The organism is Streptomyces netropsis (genome assembly GCF_014203545.1).
GTDB classification, from domain to species: domain Bacteria; phylum Actinomycetota; class Actinomycetes; order Streptomycetales; family Streptomycetaceae; genus Streptomyces; species Streptomyces netropsis.
The window spans coordinates 220,772-242,656 of the sequence record NZ_JACHJG010000006.1; the positions used below are offsets into that span (position 1 = coordinate 220,772).

Annotated in this window: 3 protein-coding genes; all 3 read right to left on the minus strand. The window is 72.5% G+C overall.

Translation table 11 applies throughout. The features are described from left to right. Window positions 1-39: 39 nt before the first annotated feature. From FHS38_RS16730 to FHS38_RS16740, 3 genes are read right to left on the minus strand one after another with little or no spacing between them, the layout of a single operon-like run. Window positions 40-6,441: a type I polyketide synthase gene (locus FHS38_RS16730; RefSeq protein WP_184734363.1), complete on the minus strand. Its 6,402-nt coding sequence runs from the start codon at window positions 6,439-6,441 to the stop codon at window positions 40-42. 38 nt (window positions 6,442-6,479) lie between these two features. Beyond that, complete coding sequence (locus tag FHS38_RS16735; RefSeq protein ID WP_184734364.1) at window positions 6,480-11,357, minus strand: type I polyketide synthase; 4,878 nt, start codon at window positions 11,355-11,357, stop codon at window positions 6,480-6,482. Then, complete coding sequence (locus tag FHS38_RS16740) at window positions 11,354-21,859, minus strand: type I polyketide synthase (protein ID WP_184734365.1); 10,506 nt, start codon at window positions 21,857-21,859, stop codon at window positions 11,354-11,356. Before FHS38_RS16740 ends, FHS38_RS16735 begins: the two co-directional genes overlap by 4 nt. Window positions 21,860-21,885: the final 26 nt, after the last annotated feature.

Below are 21,885 nucleotides of genomic sequence, written 5' to 3' on the forward strand. Positions count from 1 at the left end.
GGTATTCACGGAGTTTCGTCTCGGTGGTCCCGGCCGTCATCAGGACTCCCCCATGTCGCTGTCGACCAGCGCGAAGAGGTCTTCGTCGGTGGCCTCGGACAGGTCGTACCCGGTCACCCGGTCCCGGGCGGCCGTCGCCTCGCGCCACTCGGCGAGCAGCGCCTCGAGTTGGATCGTCACGTCGTCGACGCCGTCGGCGTCCGGTGCGAGCGCCCGCAGGTCCCCGCGCAGTCGGTTGACCGCGGCCAGTACCGGTTCGGTGGGGGACGCCGCGTCGGTGGCCAGCAGGCCGCCGAGGTACGTCGCCAGTGCCTGCGGCGTCGGGTGGTCGAAGACCACGGTCGCGGGCAGCCGCAGCCCGGTGAGGGAGGAGAACCTGTTGCGCAGTTCCACCGCGGTCAGCGAGTCGAAGCCCAGCTCGCGGAACGGCCGGTCGACGGAGATCGCGTCGGAGGTGCCGTGGCCGAGCACCGCCGCCGCGTGGTCGCGCACGAGGCCGACCAGCACCTCGGCGCGTTCGGCCGCGGACAGCGAGGCGAGCTGCTGCTCCAGGCCGGAGTTCTGCACGGCGGCGGTCACCGTGCGCCGGGCCGAGGAGCGCACCAGCTTGCGGAACATCGCGGGCACCTCTCCGCCGCGCCCGCGCAGCCTGGCGACCTCCAGGTGCATGGGCAGCAGCAGCGCCTCGCCGGCCTCGCGGGCGGCGTCGAACAGCGCCAGTCCGTCCTGTTCGGACATCTCGGCGACACCGTTGCGGGCGATCCTGGCCAGCTCGGTGGAGCCCAGCTGGCCGGTCATGGTGCTGCGGTCGGTCCACAGCCCCCAGGCCAGCGACTGTCCGGCGAGGCCGGCGGTGCGCCGGTGTTCGGCCAGGGCGTCGAGGAAGGCGTTGGCCGCGGCGTAGTTGGACTGACCGGCTCCGCCGAGTACGCCGCTGGCCGAGGAGAACAGCACGAAGTCGGTCAGCGGGGCGTTGCCGACCAGCCGGTGCAGGTTCCACGCGGCGTCGACCTTCGGGCGCATCACGGTGTCGAGGCGTTCGGGGGTCTGCTTGTCGATCACGCCGTCGTCCAGCACGCCCGCCGAGTGGACCACCGCGACCAGCGGGTGCCGCTCGTCGACCGCGCTCACCACCCGTTCCAGCGCGGCGGCGTCGGCCACGTCGCAGGAGGCCCAGGTGGCGGTGGCGCCGAGCTCGGTCAGCTCGCGTACCAGTTCGGTGCGCTCGGGGCCGCGGCTGAGCAGCAGCAGTCGCGTCGCACCGTGTTCGGTGACCAGGTGCCGGGCGACGAAGCCGCCCAGCGTGCCGGAGGCTCCGGTCACCATCACCGTGCCGTCCGTCCTGAGGGGACGGGGAACGGTCAGGACGATCTTGCCGACGTGCTTGGCCTGGCTGATGTGGCGGAACGCCTCCGGCGCCCGGCGCACGTCCCACTGGGTGATCGGCAGCAGACTGAACTCCCCGGCCTCGAACAGCCGGACGATCTCGGCGAGCATCTCCCCGGTCCGCTGCGGGCCCGCCTCGACGAGGTCGAAGGCGCGGTAGGTGACGCCGGGGTGGGCCTCGGCCACCTGCTCGGGCCGGCGGATGTCGGTCTTGCCCATGTCGACGAACCGGCCGCCGCCGGGCATCAGCCGCAGCGATGCGTCGACGAACTCCCTGGCCAGCGAGTTCAGTACGAGGTCGACGCCGCGTCCGCCGGTCGCGTCGAGGAACTTCTCCTCGAAGTCGAGCGTGCGGGAGGAGGACAGGTGCGCGTCGTCGAGTCCCAGTTCGCGCAGCGTGCCCCACTTCCGGGGGCTGGCGGTGCCGAAGACCTCGGCGCCCAGGTGCCGGGCGATCTGCACGGCGGCCATGCCGACGCCACCGGCGGCGGCGTGGATCAGCACGCGGTCGCCTTCGCCGACACCGCCGAGGTCGCTCAGGCCGTAGTAGGCGGTGAGGAACGCCGCCGGCACCGAGGCGGCCTGGGCGAAGGTCCAGTCGGCCGGGATCCGCGCCAGGTAGCGGTGGTCGGTCACCGCCAGCGGTCCGAAGCCCGCGGAGAGGATGCCCATCACCCGGTCTCCGGGGGACAGGTCCGGCACGGCGCCGCCGACCTCCACGACCACACCGGCGGCCTCGCGGCCCAGCGTCAGGTCGTCGTCGACCATGCCCAGCGCGGCCACCACGTCGTGGAAGTTCAGGCCGCCGGCGTGCACGGCGACGCGGACCTCGTTGTCCGCCAGGGGCTTCTCGGCGTGCGGGTAGACGCCCAGGGTGAGGTTGTCGAAGGTGCCCGGCTCGGTGATCTCCAGCCGCCAGGCGTCCGCTCCGGCGGGCGGTACGAGGTCGGGGGCCGTGGCCCGCACCAGCCGGGCGGCCGTCGCCTTGCCCGCCCGGATCATGATCCGGGGTTCGTCGGAGAGGACGGCGTCGGCCAGGGCCGCCGACGAGTCGGGGTGGTCGTCGACGTCGACGAGGGTGACGCGCCCGGGGTTCTCGGTCTGCGCGGAGCGGACCAGGCCCCAGACGGGGCTGTGGACCAGGTCGCGCGGCAGGGCGTTGCGCGTGACGACGACCAGGCGGGAGTCGCCGAGCCGGTCGTCGGCGAGCCACTCCTGGATCACGCCCAGGACGTGCCCGGTGACCGCCCGGACCGCGGCGGGAAGGTCGTCGTCGTGGGGGGCCGGAGCCGCGCACGGCAGTACGAGGATCTCGGGGATCTCCTCGACGGAGGCCGGACCGGTGGCGGTGTCCACCTTCCAGCCCGCCGTGCGCAGGGCGTCGGCGAGGCCGATCCGGTCGTCGCCGAGGATCACGCCGTGTGCGGCGGCGGCCGCCCCGACGACGGGGACGGCTTCGTCCCAGGTCACCTTGAACAGCGATTCCGGTCGCTTGGCCGACAGCTGGTCGGCGCTGACCGGCCGGGTGGCGAGACTGCCGAGGGTGAACACCGGGAGTCCGGTGGCGTCCCAGGCCTGCCAGGACATGCCCTGCCCGTCGGCGGCCGGGCCGACCCGCACCCGCAGGGACCTGGCGCCGGTGGCGAACAGGCGTACGTCGGCGAAGGAGAACGGCAGCCGGGTCTCGCCGGCGCCGAGGTTGCCGACGGCGGCGGTGTGCAGTGCGGCGTCGAAGAGGCCGGGGTGGATGCCGAAGCCCTCCACGTCGACGTCCTCGGGCAGCTGGACCTCGGCGAACAGGTCGTCGCCCGCCCGCCAGACCCTGCGGACTCCCTGGAAAACGGTTCCGTAGCGGTATCCCGCGTCGTCGAGCCGTTCGTAGAACCCGTCGGACTCCACCGGGGTCGCCCCGGCGGGCGGCCACACGGCCACGCTCTGCGGCTGCTGCGGCCCCTCGGCCGTCAGGAAGCCCTCGGCGTGCGTCACCCACTCCTGCTCCGCGCCCCGCGAGTGCACGGACACCGACCGCCGGCCTTCCTCACCGATGTCGGCGACGACCACCCGGATGTGCACCGGCTCCGACTCGTCGAGCACCAGGGGTGCCTGCAGCGTCAGTTCCTCGACGCAGCCGAATCCGACCTGGTGGCCCGCGTGCAGGGCCTGCTCGACCCACACCACGCCCGGGACCAGCACCGACCCGAGCACCTGGTGGTCGGCCAGCCACGGGTGGGCCGACAGCGACAGCCTGCCGGTCCACGCCCACTGCCCGCCGGGCAGTTCCACCGCCGCGGGCAGCAGTTCGTGCCCGGCTTCCACCAGCCCGACCGCGCCGACGTCGCCGGCCTGGGCGCGCGGCGGATCCAGCCACAGGCGCTCCCGCTGGAAGGCGTACGTCGGCAGGTCCACGCGTCGGCCGCCGGCCAGCAGGGACAGCCAGTCGACGGGCAGACCGCGCGCCCAGGCCTCACCGGCGGAGGTGAGCATCCTGGTCAGGTCGCCCTCGTCGCGGCGCAGGGTGTGGAGCACCACGGCCCGCGCGCCGGCCTCGTGCACGGTCTCCTCGATGCCGACGGTGAGGACGGGGTGGGGGCTGGACTCGAGGAACACCGTGTGGCCCTGGCCCAGCAGGTGCTCGACACCGGCCCGGAACTCCACCGTCTGCCGCAGGTTGCGGTACCAGTACTCCGGCCCCAGCTCAGCGGTGTCGATCCGCTCACCGGTCACCGTCGACGCGAACGGGATCTCGGACGTCCGGGGGGAGATCCCCGCGAGAACCTCCAGCAACTCGTCGCGGATCAGCTCCACCTGCGCGGAGTGCGAGGCGTAGTCCACATCGATACGGCGGGCCCTGATCCCCTTGGTCTCGCAGGAGGCGAGCAGCCCTTCGAGCCCGGCGACGTCGCCGGAGACCACGGTGGACGAGGCGCCGTTGACCGCCGCGACCGACACTCCCGGGTAGTCCGCCAGCAGCGGCACGACCTGGTCCCGGGGCAGGGCGACCGACACCATCCCGCCCAGACCCGACAGCTTCTCCGCGATCAGCCGGCTCCGCAACGCCACCACCCGCGCGGCGTCCTCCAAAGACAACGCACCGGACACCGCGGCGGCCGCGATCTCACCCTGCGAATGCCCGATCACCCCAGCGACCGGCACACCCCACGACCGCCACAGCCCGGCCAACGACACCATCACCGCCCACAACGCGGGCTGTACCACCTCCACCCGGGCCAGGGCAGCTTCGTCGTCCAGCACATCCTTCAACGCGAAGTCGACGAACGGCTCCAGCGCCTCGGCACACCGCCGCATCGACTCCTCGAAGACGGGCGACGACTCCAGCAACGCCTTGGCCATGCCGACCCACTGACAGCCTTGACCGGCGAACACCAGCACCACACCGCCGTCGGTGTCGACCACGGCCGGGCCGTCGTCGGCGTCGGCCGCTTCCCGCAGGCCCGCCAGCAGCTCGTCCCGGTCCCGGCCCACCACGACGGCGCGGTGCTCGAACGCACTGCGCGTGGCGGCCAGCGACCAGCCCACGTCGACCGGGTTCAGCTGCGATACGTGCGCGGCCAGCTGGGACGCCTGCGCCCGCAGCGCCTCCGGGGTACGGCCGGACAGCACCCAGGGAACCACGTCGGCGTCCGGTTCGACGTCGACGGTGGAGGCCTCGACGGGCGGCGCCTCCTCCACGATCACATGGGCGTTGGTGCCGGAGATCCCGAACGAGGACACCCCGGCCCGGCGCGGACGTCCGTCCGCCGCGGACCACTGCTGATGTTCCGCCAGCAGCCGTACCTCACCGGCGGACCAGTCCACCTCTGCCGTCGGCTCCTCGACGTGCAAGGTCCTGGGCAGCACGCCCTCGCGCATGGCCAGCACCATCTTGATCACACCGGCCACGCCGGCCGCGGCCTGCGTATGACCGACGTTCGACTTCACCGACCCCAGCCACAGCGGACGGCCTTCCGGCCGGCCCTGTCCGTAGGCGGCCTGCAGGGCCTGCACCTCGATCGGGTCGCCCAGGGCCGTGCCGGTGCCGTGCGCCTCCACCACGTCCACGTCCGAGGGGGCGAGCCGGGCGTTGGTCAGCGCCGCCTGGATGACCCGCTGCTGCGACGGGCCGTTCGGCGCGGTCAGACCGTTCGACGCGCCGTCCTGGTTGACCGCCGAGCCGCGCAGCACGGCCAGCACCTCGTGACCGTTGCGCCGGGCGTCCGCCAGCCGCTCCAGCACCAGCACGCCGACGCCCTCGGCCATGCCCATGCCGTCGGCGGACGCCGAGAAGGCCTTGGAGCGGCCGTCCAGCGCCAGTCCGCGCTGCCGGGAGAAGGACACCAGCGACAAGGGAGTGGACATCACCGTCACACCGCCGGCCAGGGCCAGTTCGCATTCCCCGGCCCGCAGCGCCTGGGCAGCCAGGTGCAGGCCGACGAGCGAGGAAGAGCAGGCGGTGTCCACGGTGACCGCGGGGCCTTCCAGGCCCAGGGCGTAGGAGACCCGACCGGAGACGACGCTGGAGGCGTTGCCGGTCAGCAGGTGTCCCTCGGAGCTCTCCGCCCCGCTCGTCTTGCCGTAGTTGCTGTTCCAGGCGCCGATGTAGACGCCGACGTCCTCGCCGCGCAGGGACGCCGGGGCGATGCCCGCACGTTCCAGCGCGCCCCAGGAGCACTCCAGCAGCAAGCGCTGCTGGGGGTCCATCGCCAGCGCCTCGCGCGGGGATATCCCGAAGAACGCGGCATCGAACTCGCCCGCGTCGTACAGGAACCCGCCCTCGCGGACGTAGCACTTGCCCGGCTCGTCGGGGTCCGGGTCGTAGAGGTTCTCCAGGTCCCAGCCCCGGTCGTCCGGGAATCCGGCCACCGCGTCGACGCCTTCGTCGAGCAGTGCCCAGAACTCCTCGGGCGTACGGACCCCGCCCGGATAGCGGCAGCCCATGCCCACGATCGCGATGGGCTCGGAGTTCTTGTCCTCCGCCTGCCGCAGCCGCTCGGTCACGTCCGCCAGATCGGCGGTGACGCGCCGGAGGTAGGTGCGGAGTTTCTGCTCGTCCCCCATGGAGAGACCCGTCCTTTTCGCGTGGTAGTCGACAGAGGTCACGAACGGCCGAACTTGGCGTCGATGAAGTCGAAGAGATCGTCGTCGCTCACGTCGTCGACCTGTTCTCGGGAAGCGTTCTGCTCATTGCCCTGCGCCTGCTCCCACTTGGTCAGCAGGGCACGCAGCCGCACGGTGAGCGCCGACCGTTCCTGGGCGTCCGGCACGACGGTGGGCAGGGTGTCCGCGGTCAGCGACGCGACCGCGGACTCCAGCCCGGCCAGCTCGTCGAGCAGCGCGGACCGGGCCGCGTTGTCGTCCGACGCGAGCCGGGAGCCGAGATGCGCGGCGAGCGCCGCCGAGGTCGGGTGGTCGAAGACCAGGGTGGCCGGAAGGGCCAGCCCGGTGGCCGCCGCGAGCCGGTTGCGCAGCCGGACCGCGGTGAGCGAGTCGAAGCCGAGCTCGCGGAACGGCCGGTCGGCCGGGATGGCGTCCGCAGCGGAGTACCCGAGGACCACCGCGGCCTGGGCCCGTACGTCGGCGAGCAGTGCGCGGCGCCGCTCGTCGCCCGACAGCCCGGCAAGCTTGGCCACCAGGTCCGGGGCCTGCTCCACCGCGTCCGTCTCCCGCGCGGGGCGGGCCTCGGGGATCTCACCGATCAGCGGCCGGGACCGCGCCGAGGCGTAGCGCGGAGCGAAGGCCTGCCAGTCGATGTCGGCGACGACCACCGTGCCCTCGTCGCGGTCGAGGACCTCGTGCAGGGCGCCGATCGCGGTCTCCGGCGGCATGAAGCGCAGACCCTGCTTGTGCAGCCATTCCTCGGCGGCTCCCGCCGCCATGCCACCACCGGCCCAGGCGCCCCAGGCCACGGAGGTGGCCGCCAGCCCCTGGCTCCTGCGCTGTTCGGCGAGCGCGTCCAGGTGGGCGTTGGCCGCCGCGTAGGCTCCCTGGCCGCCGCTGCCCCACACTCCGGCACCGGAGGAGAACAGGACGAACGCGTCGAGTTCCCCGAGCAGTTCGTGCAGGTTCCGCGCACCGGTCGCCTTCGGCGCGAGCACGGCGGCGATCTCGGCGGCGTCGGTGTCCGCCAGTCGCGCCGACCGGCCGGAGCCCGCCGTGTGAACGACGGTACGGATCGGCGGGCCGGCCGCCTGGACGTGCTCGACGAGCGTGGCCAGCGCCTCCCGGTCGGCGACGTCGCAGGCGGCGATGGTGACCCGGACGCCGAGTGCGGCAAGGTCGTCGCGCAGTTGTTCCGCGCCCTCCGCGTCCGCTCCGCGGCGGCTGACCAGCACCACGTGCTCCGCGCCCGCGCGGGCCAGCCAGCGGGCGACGTGGCCGCCGAGGCCACCGGTTCCGCCGGTGACCAGCGCGGTGTCACGCGCACGCCAGGCGGGGGCCGGCGCACCGTCCGGTGCGGGCGTCCGTACCAGCCTCCGGGCCAGCAGGCCCGCCGGGCGCAGCGCGAGCTGGTCCTCGCCGTCCCGCGCCGCCAGCGCGCCGGCCAGCAGCGCGGCGCAGCGGTCGTCGGGTTCGGAGGGCAGGTCGAGCAGGCCGCCCCACAGTTCGGGGTGCTCCAGGCCCGCCACGCGGGCCAGGGCCCACAGTTGCGCGGCCGCCGTGGAGCCCACGGGGTCGGTGCCGGTCGCCGTGACACCGTTGCGGGTCAGCGACCACAGCGGGGCCCGCACCCCGGCGTCGGTCAGCGCCTGGACGAGCAGCACGGTGCCCTGCACGGCGCCGGGCAGCGCCTCGTGGCCGGGGTGCGGGTTCCCGTCCAGCCCCAGGAGGGACACGAGCCCGGCCGGCCGGGCGGCACCGAGCCGCTCGGCGAGCGCTTGCCGTGTGTCCCCCGGCGCCAGGACCAGGCACTGGACGTCGGCTCCGTGGTTGCGCAGTGCCGAGCAGGTCCAGGCGGTGACGGCGTCGTGCTCGTATCCGGCGGGCACCACCACGGTCCAGGGGCCGGCCAGGCCCGCCGGGACGGGGGCATCGGCGACGGGCCTCCAGGCGACGGCGTATCGCCAGCCGTCCACGGTGGACTTGCGACGCTGTTCCCGGCGCCAGGTGGACAGCGCGGGCAGTACGTCCTTCAGCGGCGGGCGGAGGTCGTCGCCGGCCGGGCCGCGCAGCATGTCCGCCAGCCGGTCGGCGTCCTCTTCCTCCACGACGGTCCAGAAGTCCTGGTCGCCCTGGTCTGCGGCCGTCCGGGGCCGGTCCGGGGCCTCCAGCCAGTGGCGCCGGCGCTGGAAGGCGTAGGTGGGCAGGCCCACCCGTCGGCCGCCGGCCAGCAGCCGCGTCCAGTCGACCGGTACGCCCCGGGTCCAGGCTTCGGCGGCCGCCGTGACCATCCTGGTGAGGTCGCCCTCGTCGCGGCGCAGGCTCTCCAGCACCACTGCCTGGTCGGCCGTCTCCTCGATGCCGACGGTGAGGACGGGGTGGGGGCTGGACTCGAGGAACACCGTGTGTCCCTGGCCCAGCAGGTGCTCGACACCGGCCCGGAACTCCACCGTCTGCCGCAGGTTGCGGTACCAGTACTCCGGCCCCAGCTCAGCGGTGTCGATCCGCTCACCGGTCACCGTCGACACGAACGGGACCTCCGACGTCCGCGGGGAGATACCGGCGAGCAGGGAAAGCAACTCCTCCCGGATCAACTCCACCTGCGCGGAGTGCGAGGCGTAGTCCACATCGATACGGCGCGCCCTGATCCCCTTGGTCTCGCACGAGGCGAGCAGCCCGTCCAGCCCGGCGACATCACCGGAGACCACGGTGGACGAAGCACCATTGACCGCCGCGACCGACACCCCCGCGAACGCCCCCACCATCGCATCTACTTCAACGCGAGGCAGCGCGACCGACACCATCCCACCCAGACCCGACAACTTCTCCGCGATCAGCCGGCTCCGCAACGCCACCACCCGCGCGGCATCCTCCAAAGACAACGCACCCGACACCGCGGCGGCCGCGATCTCACCCTGCGAATGCCCGATCACCCCAGCGACCGGCACACCCCACGACCGCCACAGCCCGGCCAACGACACCATCACCGCCCACAACGCGGGCTGCACGACATCGACCCGGGACAGGGCCGCCTCGTCGTCCAACACATCCGTCAACTCAAAATCGACGAACGGTGCCAGCGCCTCGGCACACCGCCGCATCGACTCCCGGAATTCCGCGGACGATTCGAGCAGGGCCCTGCCCATACCGACCCACTGACAGCCCTGACCGGCGAACGTCAGCACCACACCGTCCCGGGTGACCGTCGCACCGGGGTTCTCACCACCGGCGGCCACCGCCGACGTGCTCGCCAGCAGCTCCTGCCGGTCCCGGCCCACCACCACCGCGCGGTGCTCGAACGCACTGCGCGTGGCGGCCAGCGACCAGCCCACGTCGACCGGGTTCAGCTCGGGGTGAGCGGATACGTGCGCCGCCAACCGCGCGGCCTGCGCCCGCAGCGCCTCGCCCGACCTGCCCGACAACACCCACGGCACCACGTCGGCTTCGTGCGCTGCGCGCACTTCGGGCGCCACCGTGTCGTCGGTGGTCTCGTCCGGAGCCTGCTCGATGATCACGTGGGCGTTGGTGCCGGAGATCCCGAACGCGGAGACCCCGGCCCGGCGCACGTGCCCGTCCGCGGCGGGCCACTCCCGCTGTGCCGTCAGCAGCCGCACCGCCCCCGAGGACCAGTCCACCTCCGGGGTCGGCTCGTCCGCGTGCAGCGTCCGGGGCAGGGTCTCCTCCCGCATGGCCATGACCATCTTGATCACGCCGGCGACACCGGCGGCGCCTTGGGTGTGGCCGAGGTTCGACTTCACCGACCCCAGCCACAGCGGACGTCCTGCCGGCCGCCGCTGTCCGTAGGCCGCGAGGAGCGCCTGGGCCTCGATGGGGTCGCCCAGGGTGGTGCCGGTGCCGTGGGCCTCCACGGCGTCGACCTGGTCCGGCGACAGTCGCGCGTCCGCCAGGGCCTGCCGGATGACCTCCTGCTGGGACGGGCCCCTCGGTGCGGTGAAGCCGCTGCTGGCACCGTCCTGGTTGACCGCCGAACCCCGCAGCACGGCCAGCACGTCGTGCCCGTGGCGCCGCGCGTCGGAGAGCCGCTCCAGCACCAGGACGCCGACGCCCTCGCCGAAGCCCGTACCGTCCGCCGCGGCCGAGAAGGGCTTGCAGCGGCCGTCCGCCGCGAGTCCGCGCTGCCTGCTGAAAGTGGTGAACACCGTGGGCGCCGAGATGACCGACGCTCCCCCGGCCAGCGCCAGTTCGCATTCCCCGGTCCGCAGCGCACGCGCGGCCAGGTGCAGGGCCACCAGCGAGGACGAGCAGGCCGTGTCCACGGTGACGGCGGGGCCGTTCAGCCCGAGGGTGTAGGCGACGCGCCCGGAGGCCGCGCTCCCCGCGTTGCCGACCCCGACGAACCCCTCGAGGTCCTCGTCGATCTCGGGGAGCCGGGTGGCGTATTCGTGCGTCATCAGCCCGGTGTAGACACCGGTCCGGGTGCCCTGGAGGGACTCCGGGGCGAGGCCCGCCCGCTCCAGCGCCTCCCACGAGCACTCCAGCAGCAGGCGGTGCTGCGGGTCCATCGCCAGCGCCTCACGCGGGGAGATCCCGAAGAAGGCGGGGTCGAAGTCGGCGACGTCGTAGACGAATCCGCCTTCGCTCACGGTGGACTTGCCGGGCGCGTCGGGGTCGGGGTCGTACAGGTCCGCGTCCCAGCCCCGGTCTGCCGGGAAGGGCGCGATCGCGTCCCTGCCCTGCGCGACGAGGTCCCACAGGTCCTCCGGCGTCCGGACGCCGCCGGGATAGCGGCAGGCCATGGCCACGATGGCGATCGGCTCGGTGGCCACGGACTCCAGTTCCCGCAGCCGCGTCCGAGCGGACCGCAGATCCGCGGTGACCCGCTTCAGGTAGTCAAGTGCCTTGGTGTCGCCGTTCATTGCGCACCTCCGATCCCCAGCTCGTTGTCGATGTAGGCGTAGATCTCGTCCGCCGAGGCGGCGTCCAGGTCACCGGCGTCAGCCTCCGGCCCCGTCGGCGGCCGCAGTTCCGCCAGCAGGGCCGTCAGCCGTTGCGCGACCAGCTCCCGGTCCAGGTCACCCGGCGCAGGGCCGGTGACGCTGCGCCGGAGCTCGTCCAGCCGCTCCAGCGCCAGCGCGGTGGTGTCGACCGTGCCCACCAGCAGTTCCACCAGGTGGGCGGCCAGTTGTCCGGGACTGGGATGGTCGAACACCGTGGTGGCGGGCAGTCGCAGACCCAGCTCCTTGGCCAGACTGTTGCGCAACCGCACCCCGGTCAGGGAGTCGAACCCCAGCTCGAGGAACCCCCGCGACGGTGTGATCGCGTCCCGGCTCTCGTGACCGAGCACCGCGGCCACCGCGCCCAGGACGACGTTCTGCACCAGCCGCAGCCGCTCCTCGGGGCTCAGGCCGGTCAGCCGATGGGCGAACCGACCGTCCCGCGAGCCCGAGGGCTCCGCGGCCGCGACCGCCCGGCGCGGCACCCGCACCACACCACGCAGCATCGCCGGAACGTCCTGCGTGGAGACCGATTCGATCCGGATGGGCACCGCCGACGCATCACCTGTGCCGAGCGCGGCGTCGAAGGCCGCCAGTGCCTCTTCGGTGGACAGCGCGCCGGCGACGGTGATGTTGCGTGACGGGGACCCGACCTTTTCGGTCAGCTCGCTGCGGTGGGCCCACAGCCCCCACGCCAGCGACAGTCCGGGCAGACCCTGATTGACGCGGTGGACGGCGAGGGCGTCCAAAAACCCGTTGGCCGCAGCATAGTTGGCCTGACCTGCGGCGCCAAGCACCGAAGATGCGGAGGAGAATAGCACGAACGCGCTCAATGACTGACGTGCAGTCAGATCGTGCAAGTGCCATGCCGCGTCGGCCTTGGGACGCAGCACCGTATCCAGCCATCCCGAGGACCGCGTGCCGAGCACACCGTCGTCCAGCACGCCGGCGGCGTGCACGACGGCCGACAGCGGGTGCCGTGGGTCCACTCCGGCGAGTACGTCGGCGACAGCGGAACGATCGCCCAGGTCGGCGGCCACGATGTCGACGTGGGCGCCCAGGGCGCCGAGCTCGGCACGCAGCCCCTCGGCGCCGTCGGCGGCCGGACCCCGGCGGCTTACCAGCAACAACCTGGTGATGCCGTGCACTTGGACGATGTGCCGGGCCAGCAGTCCGCCCAGGGTGCCGGTGCCTCCGGTGATCAGGACGGTGCCGGTGCCCAGCGAACCGCCCCCGCCGGGCTCGTGGAGCCGTGCGAGCCTGGGCACGCTCCCCGTTCCGGCACGGATCGCGATCTCGGGTTCGTCGGTGATCACGAAGCCGGGCAGGGCGGCGAGCGAGGCGGGGTGGTCGTCGAGACCGACGAGGGTGATCCGGTCCGGGTGCTCGGCCTGGGCCGAGCGCAGCAGGCCTCTGACGGCGCCGTGGGCGAGGTCGCCGGACGGTGTGTCGCGCGTGACGACGACCATGCGTGAGTCGGCGAAGCGGGCGTCGGCGAGCCACTCCTGCAGCACGTCGAGCACGCGTCCGGTCTCCGCGCGGACGGCGGCGGGCACCTCAACGTCGTCGTGCTCGGGCCGGTCGCAGGGAAGCAGTACGACGTCGGGCACAGCCTCCACCGCGGCCGGGCCGGCGGCGGTGTCCACCCGCCAGCCCGCTTCACGCAGAGCGGAGCCGAGACCGAGGGTGTCCGCGCCCAGGACCGCGCAGGAGGTCCCGGGGGGCCCGGCGACCGGGGCCGTGTCCTCCCAGGCGACCTTGAACAGGGTTCCGGCGCGTTTCACCGCCAGCTGCGCGGCACCGACCGGGCGGGTGACGAGCCGCCCGAGGCCGAACACCGGGAGTCCGCCGGCGTCCCATGCCTGCCAGGAGGCTTCCTTCGGGTCGAGCCGCACCCGCAGCGAGGTCGCGCCGGTCGCGAACAGCCGGACGTCGGTGAAGGAGAACGGCAACCGGGTCTCGCCCGGGCCGTGCGCGGCCGTCCTCCCCTCGCAGGCGAGGGCGTGCAGGGCCGCGTCGAACAGCCCGGGGTGGATGCCGTAGCCGTCGGGACCGGTGCCCTCGGGCAGCTCGATCTCGGCGAACACCTCGTCGCCCGCCCGCCAGGCGCGCCGCAGGCCGCGGAAGACCGGCCCGTAGTGGTAGCCGGCCACCTCGAGGGTCTCGTAGAAGCCGTCGACGTCGATCGGGGTCGCCCCGGCCGGCGGCCACACGAGGAGGTCGTCCGGCCGGGGCCCCTCGACGCCGAGGAATCCCTCCGCATGCGTCGTCCAGGTCCCGTCCGCGCCCCGCGAGTGCATCGACACCGCCCGGCGGTCGGCGTCGCCGGTTTCGGTGACCACCACCCGTATCTGTGCGGGGGCCGTCCCGTCCAGCACCAGCGGGGCCTGCAGGGTCAGTTCCTCCACGCACCCGAGGCCGACCTGGTGACCGGCGTGCAGCGCCAGCTCCACCCAGGCCGTACCGGGCAGCAGCACCGATCCCAGGACCGTGTGATCGGCCAGCCAGGGCACGGTCCGCGTCGACAGCTGTCCGGTCCACACCGACTGTCCGCCCGGCAGCTCCACCGTCACGGGTGCCAGCGCGTGTCCGGCCTCCCCCAGCCCGACCGCGGCCACGTCGCCTGTCTGTCCGGGCGCGGCATCGAGCCAGTGGTGCCGGTGCTGGAAGGCGTAGGTGGGCAGCTCCACCCGGTGGCCACCGGCGACGAACGGCGTCCAGTCGATCGTCACACCGCGGGTCCAGGCTTCGGCGGCCGCCGTGACCATCCGGGTGAGATCGCCCTCGCCACGGCGCAGGCTCTCCAGTACGACGACCCGGTCGGCGGTCTCCTCGATGCCCACCGTCAGCACCGGGTGCGGGCTGGACTCCAGGAAGACATCGTGGCCCAGGCCCAGCAGGTGCTCGACACCGGCCCGGAACTCGACGGTCTGCCGCAGGTTGCGGTACCAGTACTCCGGCCCCAGCTCAGCGGTATCGATCCGCTCACCGGTCACCGTCGACACGAACGGGACCTCCGACGCCTGCGGGGAGATACCGGCGAGCAGGGAAAGCAACTCCTCCCGGATCAACTCCACCTGCGCGGAATGCGAGGCGTAGTCCACGTCGATCCGCCGGGCGCGTACGCCCTGTTCCACGCAGGTGGCCAGCATGCCGTCCAGCCCGGCGACATCGCCGGAGACCACGGTGGACGAGGCACCGTTGACCGCCGCGACCGACACCCCCGGAAACGCCCCCACCATCGCATCGACTTCATCGCGAGGCAGGGCGACCGACACCATCCCACCCAGACCCGACAACTTCTCCGCGATCAGCCGGCTCCGCAGCGCCACCACCCGCGCGGCATCCTCCAAAGACAACGCACCGGAAACGGCGGCGGCCGCGATCTCACCCTGCGAATGCCCGATCACCGCGGCGACCGTGACGCCACAGGAGCGCCAGAGCTCGGCGAGCGAGACCATCACCGCCCACAGCGCGGGTTGCACGACATCGACCCGGGACAGGGCCGCCTCGTCACCCAGGACGTCCGTCAACTCAAAATCGACGAACGGTGCCAGGGCGTCGGCGCACCGCCGCATCGACTCCTCGAAGACCGGCGACGACTCCAGCAACGCCGTGCCCATGCCTGCCCATTGACATCCTTGGCCGGCGAACACCATGACCACGCCGTCGTCACCGGCGGTCACAGCCGGGTGGGCGCCATCGGCGGCGACCGCCGACAGGCGCGCCAGCAATTCCTCCCGGTCCCGGCCCACCACCACCGCGCGGTGCTCGAACGCGCTGCGGGTGGACACCAACGACCACCCCACGTCGAGGGCGCTCAGCTCCGGACGGGCCGACACATGCCCGGCCAGCCGGGCGGCCTGCGCCCGAAGTGCCTCCTCGGTACGGCCCGACACCATCCACGGCACCACGCCGACGACGGGTGCTTCGGCGTCGGCCGGCCGTTCCTCTGGCGCCTGCTCGAGGATCACGTGCGCGTTGGTCCCGCTGATGCCGAATGAGGACACCCCCGCGCGGCGCGGGCGACCGTCGCCCACGGGCCAGTCCTGCTGCGAGGTGAGCAGCCGCACGGTGCCGGAGGACCAGTCGACGTCCGGCGTCGGCTCGTCCACGTGCAGCGTCCTCGGCAGCACACCGGTCCGCATCGCCTTGATCATCTTGATCACACCGGCCACACCAGCAGCAGCCTGGGTGTGTCCGATGTTCGACTTCACCGATCCGAGCCACAGCGGACGGTCCGCGGGCCGTCCGTGCCCGTACGTGGCCAGCAGCGCCTGGGCCTCGATCGGGTCACCCAGCCGGGTGCCCGTCCCATGGGCCTCGACCACATCCACATCGGACGGACCCAGCCCCGCACTCGCCAACGCCGCCCGGATCACCCGCTGCTGCGACGGACCGTTCGGCGCCGTCAGACCATTCGACGCACCATCCTGGTTCACCGCCGAACCCCGCACCACCGCCAGCACCTCATGGCCGTTGCGCCGAGCGTCCGACAACCGCTCCAGCACGAGGATCCCGACGCCCTCGCCCCAGGCCACACCGTCGGCGGCCTTGGCGAACGCCTTGCTGCGGCCGTCGGCGGCCAGCCCTCGCTGGCGGGAGAACTCGACGAACGGACGCGGAGTGTGCATCACCGTCACGCCGCCCGCCAGGGCCAGTTCGCATTCCCCGGCCCGCAGCGACTGGGCGGCCAGGTGCAGCCCCACCAGGGAGGTCGAACACGCGGTGTCCACGGTGACCGCCGGTCCGACGAAGTCGAACGTGTAGGAGATGCGGCCCGAGGCGATGCTGCCCGCGCTTCCGGTGCCGAGCGTGCCCTCGTACCCCTCGGGAGACGCACCCAGCCGGGAGGCGTACTCGTGGTACATCACACCCGCGTACACCCCGGTCCGGCTGCCCTTGAGAGCGGTGGGATCGATACCCGCCTGCTCCAGCGCCTCCCACGAACATTCCAGCAACAACCGCTGCTGGGGGTCCATCGCCAGGGCCTCGCGGGGCGAGATCCCGAAGAACCCGGCGTCGAACCGGGCCGCGTCGTGCAGGAATCCGCCCTCGCGCACGTACGACTTGCCCGCGGCGTCGGGGTCGGGATCGAACAGGCCGTGCACGTCCCAACCGCGGTCGGCCGGCCATTCGGAGATCCCGTCACCACCGGAGAGGACCAGGTCCCACAGGTCCTCGGGGGTGCGGACGCCTCCGGGGTAGCGACCGGCCATGCCCACGATGACGACCGGGTCGTCGTCGGCCGGTGCGGGGGCCCTGGCGACCACCGGAGCTTCGGGCTCCGCGACGGTCAGGAGCTCCAGCACGTGCTCGGCGATGGCCCGGGGGCTGGGGTAGTCGTACGTCAGGGTGGCGGGCAGCCGCAGGCCGGTGGCCGCGGCGAGCCGGTTGCGGAACTCCACCGCGGTGAGGGAGTCGAAGCCCGCCTGGTGCAGGTTCTGGTCGGGCCGCACGCCGTCGGCGGCGTTGTAGCCGAGCGTGTCGGCGACGGCGGTACGCACGATGTTGAGCACCATCCGCGAACGGTCGGCGCCGGACACCCCGGCGAGCCCACCGGCCGCCGGGGAGCTCCGCCGGACACGGTCCGCTCCCCGGACCAGGCCGCGCATCGGCACCGGGAGCTGGTCCCGTCGCTCGCGCAGCATCGCCTTGTCCACCCGCATCGGCACCAGCACCGCGTGCTCGGAGGACCGTCCGGCGTCGAACAGCCGCATGCCCTCCTCGGAGGTCAGCGCGGCGACGCCGATCCGGGAGATCCGGGTCAGCTCGGTGTCACCGAGGTCCCGGGCCATGCTTCCGTGCTCGGCCCACAGCCCCCAGGCGAGCGAGACCGCGGGCAGGCCCAGCGCCCGGCGATGGGTCGCCAGCGCGTCCAGGTAGGCGTTCGCGGCCGCGTAGTTGCCCTGGCCGGCGGAGCCGAGGACGCCCGATGCCGAGGAGAACAGCACGAACGCCGCCAGGTCCAGGCCGGCCGTCAGCTCGTGCAGGTGCCGGGCCCCGTCGACCTTCGCGGCAAAGGAGGTGTCGATGCGCTCGGGTGTCAGGGCGTGGAGGACGCCGTCGTCCAGCACACCGGCGGTGTGCACGACCGCAGTCAGCGGATGCGCGGCGGGCACCGACGCGAGCAGCCCGGCGAGGGCGTCACGGTCGGACACGTCGCAACGCACCGAGGTGATCTCCGCGTCGAGCAGCTCGGTGCCGGCGGCCGGCCTGCCGCTGCGGCTCGCGAGGATCAGCCTGCGTACGCCCAGACTCCGCACCACGTGCGCGGCCACCAGCCCGGCGAGAGCCCCGGATCCGCCGGTGATCAGCACGGTGCCGTCGGGGTTCCACTCGGGCGATGCCTGCTGCGTGGTGGTGACGGCGGCGAGCCGGGGCACCAGGACCGCGCCGTCACGGACCGCCAGTTGGGGCTCTCCGGTGGCGACGGCGGCGGCAAGGGCGTCCGCCGCGGGCCGGGGGTCGTCCACATCGATGAGGACGAAACGGTCGGGGTGCTCGGTCTGGGCGGTACGGACCAGCCCCCACAGCGGCGCGTGGGCCAGATCGCGCACCTCGCCGGCGACGGCGACGGCACCATGAGTGAGCAGCGCCAGTTTCGCGCCGGTGTCGGCGGCCAGCCAGCCCTGCAGCAGGGCCAGCGCCTCGTGGGTGGCCTGATGAACGGTGCCGGCGTCGAAGCACGGCACCACCACGACGTCGGCGCCACGGGCGAGGGCCTCCGCCTCCCGCAGGCTGCCGGCGGTGACGACGTGCAGCCCGGAGCCGTCGGCGGCGGGCACCGGCGTCCAGTCGAGCCGGAACAGCGCATCGTGTGTTCCGGTGCCGAGCTGCGCGGCGGACACCGGTCGCAGGGTCAGCGAGTCGACGGCCAGCACCGGCCGGTCCGCGGTGTCGGTGACGTCCAGCCGGACGGCATCGGTGCCCGCCCGGGAGATCCGCACCCGCACGGCGGTGGCACCCCGGGTCCGCAAGGCCACACCGGACCAGGCGAAGGGGAGGTACTTCGCATCGGGCTGCTCGTGGAACCCGCCCAGCCGGGCCGCGTGGAGGGCCGCGTCGAGCAGGGCCGGATGCATGCCGAACCTGGCCGCCTCGGCACCGGCCGTCTCGGGCAGCGTGACCTCGGCGTAGATCTCGTCGGCCTGCCGCCACACGGCCCGCAGGCCCTGGAACAGCGGGCCGTAGTGGTAACCGTGCTCGGCCAGCCCCGCGTAGAAGTCGCCGAGGTCGACGGCCTGTGCCTGTGCCGGTGGCCACGGGGCGGCGGCCGGGAGAAGAGGCTCCGGAGCGCGGCCGGGAGCCAACAGGCCGCTCGCATGCTGCGTCCACTCGTGCTCGGCGGCCTCGTCGTACGGCCGCGAGTGCACGGTGAGCGCGCGCCTGCCGTCGCTCTCGAGCGCGCCGACGGCCACCTGAACCTGCACCGAACCCCGCTGTGGAATCACCAACGGCTGATGCAGGGTGAGGTCCTGTAGGACGGGGCAGCCCGCCTCGTCACCGGCCCGGATGCCGAGCTCGACGAACGCGGTACCGGGCAACAGCACCGAACCCAGCACGGTGTGGTCGGCCAGCCACGGGTGGGTGCGCAGGGAGAGTCGTCCGGTGAGCACGACCTTGTCGTCACCCGCGATGCTGACGGCGGCACCCAGCAGCGGATGACGCACATCGGCGAGACCGACCTCCGCCGGCTGGGCACCACTCGCGCCGGTACGTACCCAGTAGTGCTGGTGCTGGAAGGCGTAGGTGGGCAGGTCGATGGTGCGGGTGTGAGGGAAGAGGGGGGACCAGTCGACGGTGTGACCGTTGACGTGGACTGTGGCCAGGGCTGCCAGGACCGTGGATACATCGTCGTGACCGGGGCGAAGTGCAGCCGCAGTGGCAACGTTTTCGGTGTCGGCGCAGTGGGCGACCATCGAGGTCAGAGCCCCTGCCGGCCCGAGCTCCACCCAAGTCGTGACACCCGCGTCGAGAAGAGTGCGCACGCCGTCGGCGAAGAGGACGGGCTCGCGGACCTGCCGCACCCAGTACTCGGGCGAGCACCATTCCTGCGGGTCAACCCACGTACCTGTCACGTTGGAGACTGCCGGCAGCGTCGGCTTACGGAACTCCACCGTCTTGAGAACCTGCCGGAACTCCTCCAGCATCGGCTCCATCAACGGCGAATGAAACGCATGCGACACCGCCAGACGACGCGCACGACCACCCCGCCCCTTCACCGCAGCCACCACACGGTCCACCGCCGCCTCAGCGCCGGAGACCACGATCTGCCCCGGTGCGTTCACCGACGCCACGACCAGGTCATCGCCGAGCAGGTCAGTGATCTCCGCGGGGTCGGTCTGCACCGCCGCCATCGCACCGCCAGCGGGCAACGCCTGCATCAAGCGGCCTCGCGCAGCCACCACCCGGCACGCATCCTCAAGCGACCACACACCCGCCACATGAGCAGCCGCCAACTCACCAATCGAATGACCAATGAGATAGCCAGGCTTGACACCCCAGGACTCGAACAGCCGGAACAACGCCACCTCAAGCGCGAACAACCCTGCCTGAGCCCACACCGTCCGATCCAATGTCTCTGCGTCCGAACCGAAGACCACCTCACGCAGCCCCGGATCCAGAGACGCGCAGACCTCGTCAAACGCCTCCGCGAACACCGGGAACCGCTCATACAACCCCCGGCCCATACCCAACCGCTGACTCCCCTGACCAGCGAAAACAAACCCCAGACCACCCGCGGCAACCGAACCCGTCACCGCGTTCGCCACCGAACGCCCCTCCGCCACAGCGGAAAGACCGGCCAGCAGCTCACCACGACCCGAGCCCACCACCACCGCACGACGCTCGAACGCACTCCGCGTCGACGCCAACGACCAACCCACATCAGGCAGACTCACGCCGGGTTGGTCCGACACGAACGAAGCCAACCGCCCCGCCTGCTCGCGCAGCGCATCCTCGGTACGCCCCGACACCACCCACGGCACCACAGCTCCCGCGGGCGCCACAGCATCAGTCGAGGGCTCGTCCTCCTGCGGGGCCTCTTCGATGATCACGTGCGCGTTCGTCCCACTGATGCCGAACGACGACACCCCGGCACGGCGCGGACGACCGTCCTCGACGGGCCAGTCCTGCGCCTCGGTCAGCAGTCGCACCGCACCCGACGACCAGTCCACCTCGGACGACGCTTCCTCCACGTGCAACGTCCTCGGCAGCACACCGGCCCGCATCGCCATGACCATCTTGATCACACCGGCTACACCGGCGGCCGCCTGCGCATGACCGACGTTCGACTTCACCGACCCCAGCCACAACGGACGGTCCGCGGGTCGTCCCTGCCCGTACGTAGCCAGTAGGGCCTGGGCCTCGATCGGGTCACCCAGACGGGTGCCCGTGCCATGCGCCTCGACCACGTCCACATCGGACGGACCAAGCCCCGCACTCGCCAACGCCGCCCGGATCACCCGCTGCTGCGACGGACCGTTCGGCGCCGTCAGACCATTCGACGCACCATCCTGATTCACCGCCGAACCCCGCACCACCGCCAGCACTCGATGGCCGTTGCGTTGCGCGTCCGACAACCGCTCCAGGAGCAGAATCCCCAGGCCTTCGCCCCATCCCGTTCCGTCGGCGGACTCGGCGAAGGCCTTGCATCGGCCATCGGCGGACAGGCCCCGCTGCCGGGAGAAGACCTCGAACAGCCGAGTCGTCGGCATCACCGTCACACCGCCGGCCAGGGCCAGTTCGCACTCCCCGGCCCGCAACGCACGCGCTGCCAGGTGCATGCCCACCAGCGAGGACGAGCAGGCCGTGCTGATCGTGATCGCCGGGCCCTCCAGCCCCAGCGCGTAGGAGATCCGCCCTGACATCACGCTCGCCGACGCCGCGGTGGCCAGGTAGCCGTGCGACCTTTCGTCCGCGCGCAGCAGCAGGGTGCCGTAGTCCTGGCCGTTGGAACCTATGAAGACACCGGTCCGGCTGCCCTTCAGCGCCCCGGGATCAATCCGGGCCCGCTCGACCGCCTCCCAAGAGCACTCCAGCAGCAACCGCTGCTGCGGATCCATGACCAGCGCCTCACGCGGCGAGATCCCGAAGAACCCCGGGTCGAACTCGCCGGCCCCCTGAAGGAACGCGCCTTCACGTGCGTACGACTTGCCCGGCGCGTCCGGGTCCGGGTCGAACAGGTTCTCCAGGTCCCAGCCGCGGTCCTCCGGAAACTCCGACACCGCGTCCACACCCGCGTCGAGGAGCTCCCAGAACTCCTCCGGCGTACGTACACCACCGGGCAGACGGCAGCTCATCCCCACGATCGCGATCGGCTCGCGCTCGCCGTCCTCCAGCTCACGCACCCGCTGCCGCGCCTCGTGGAGATTCGCGGCGGTTTGCTTCAAGTAGTCGAGCAGCTCTTCATCGTTGGGCATTGATGGTCCCGCTTCCGGTGCGTCGA

What these genes read in the sequence shown, in the direction of transcription:
- FHS38_RS16730 (WP_184734363.1), bottom strand. Translation starts at nt 6,441, where the DNA reads ATGGGGGACGAGCAGAAACTCCGCACCTACCTCCGGCGCGTCACCGCC.
- FHS38_RS16735 (WP_184734364.1), bottom strand. Translation starts at nt 11,357, where the DNA reads ATGAACGGCGACACCAAGGCACTTGACTACCTGAAGCGGGTCACCGCG.
- FHS38_RS16740 (WP_184734365.1), bottom strand. Translation starts at nt 21,859, where the DNA reads ATGCCCAACGATGAAGAGCTGCTCGACTACTTGAAGCAAACCGCCGCG.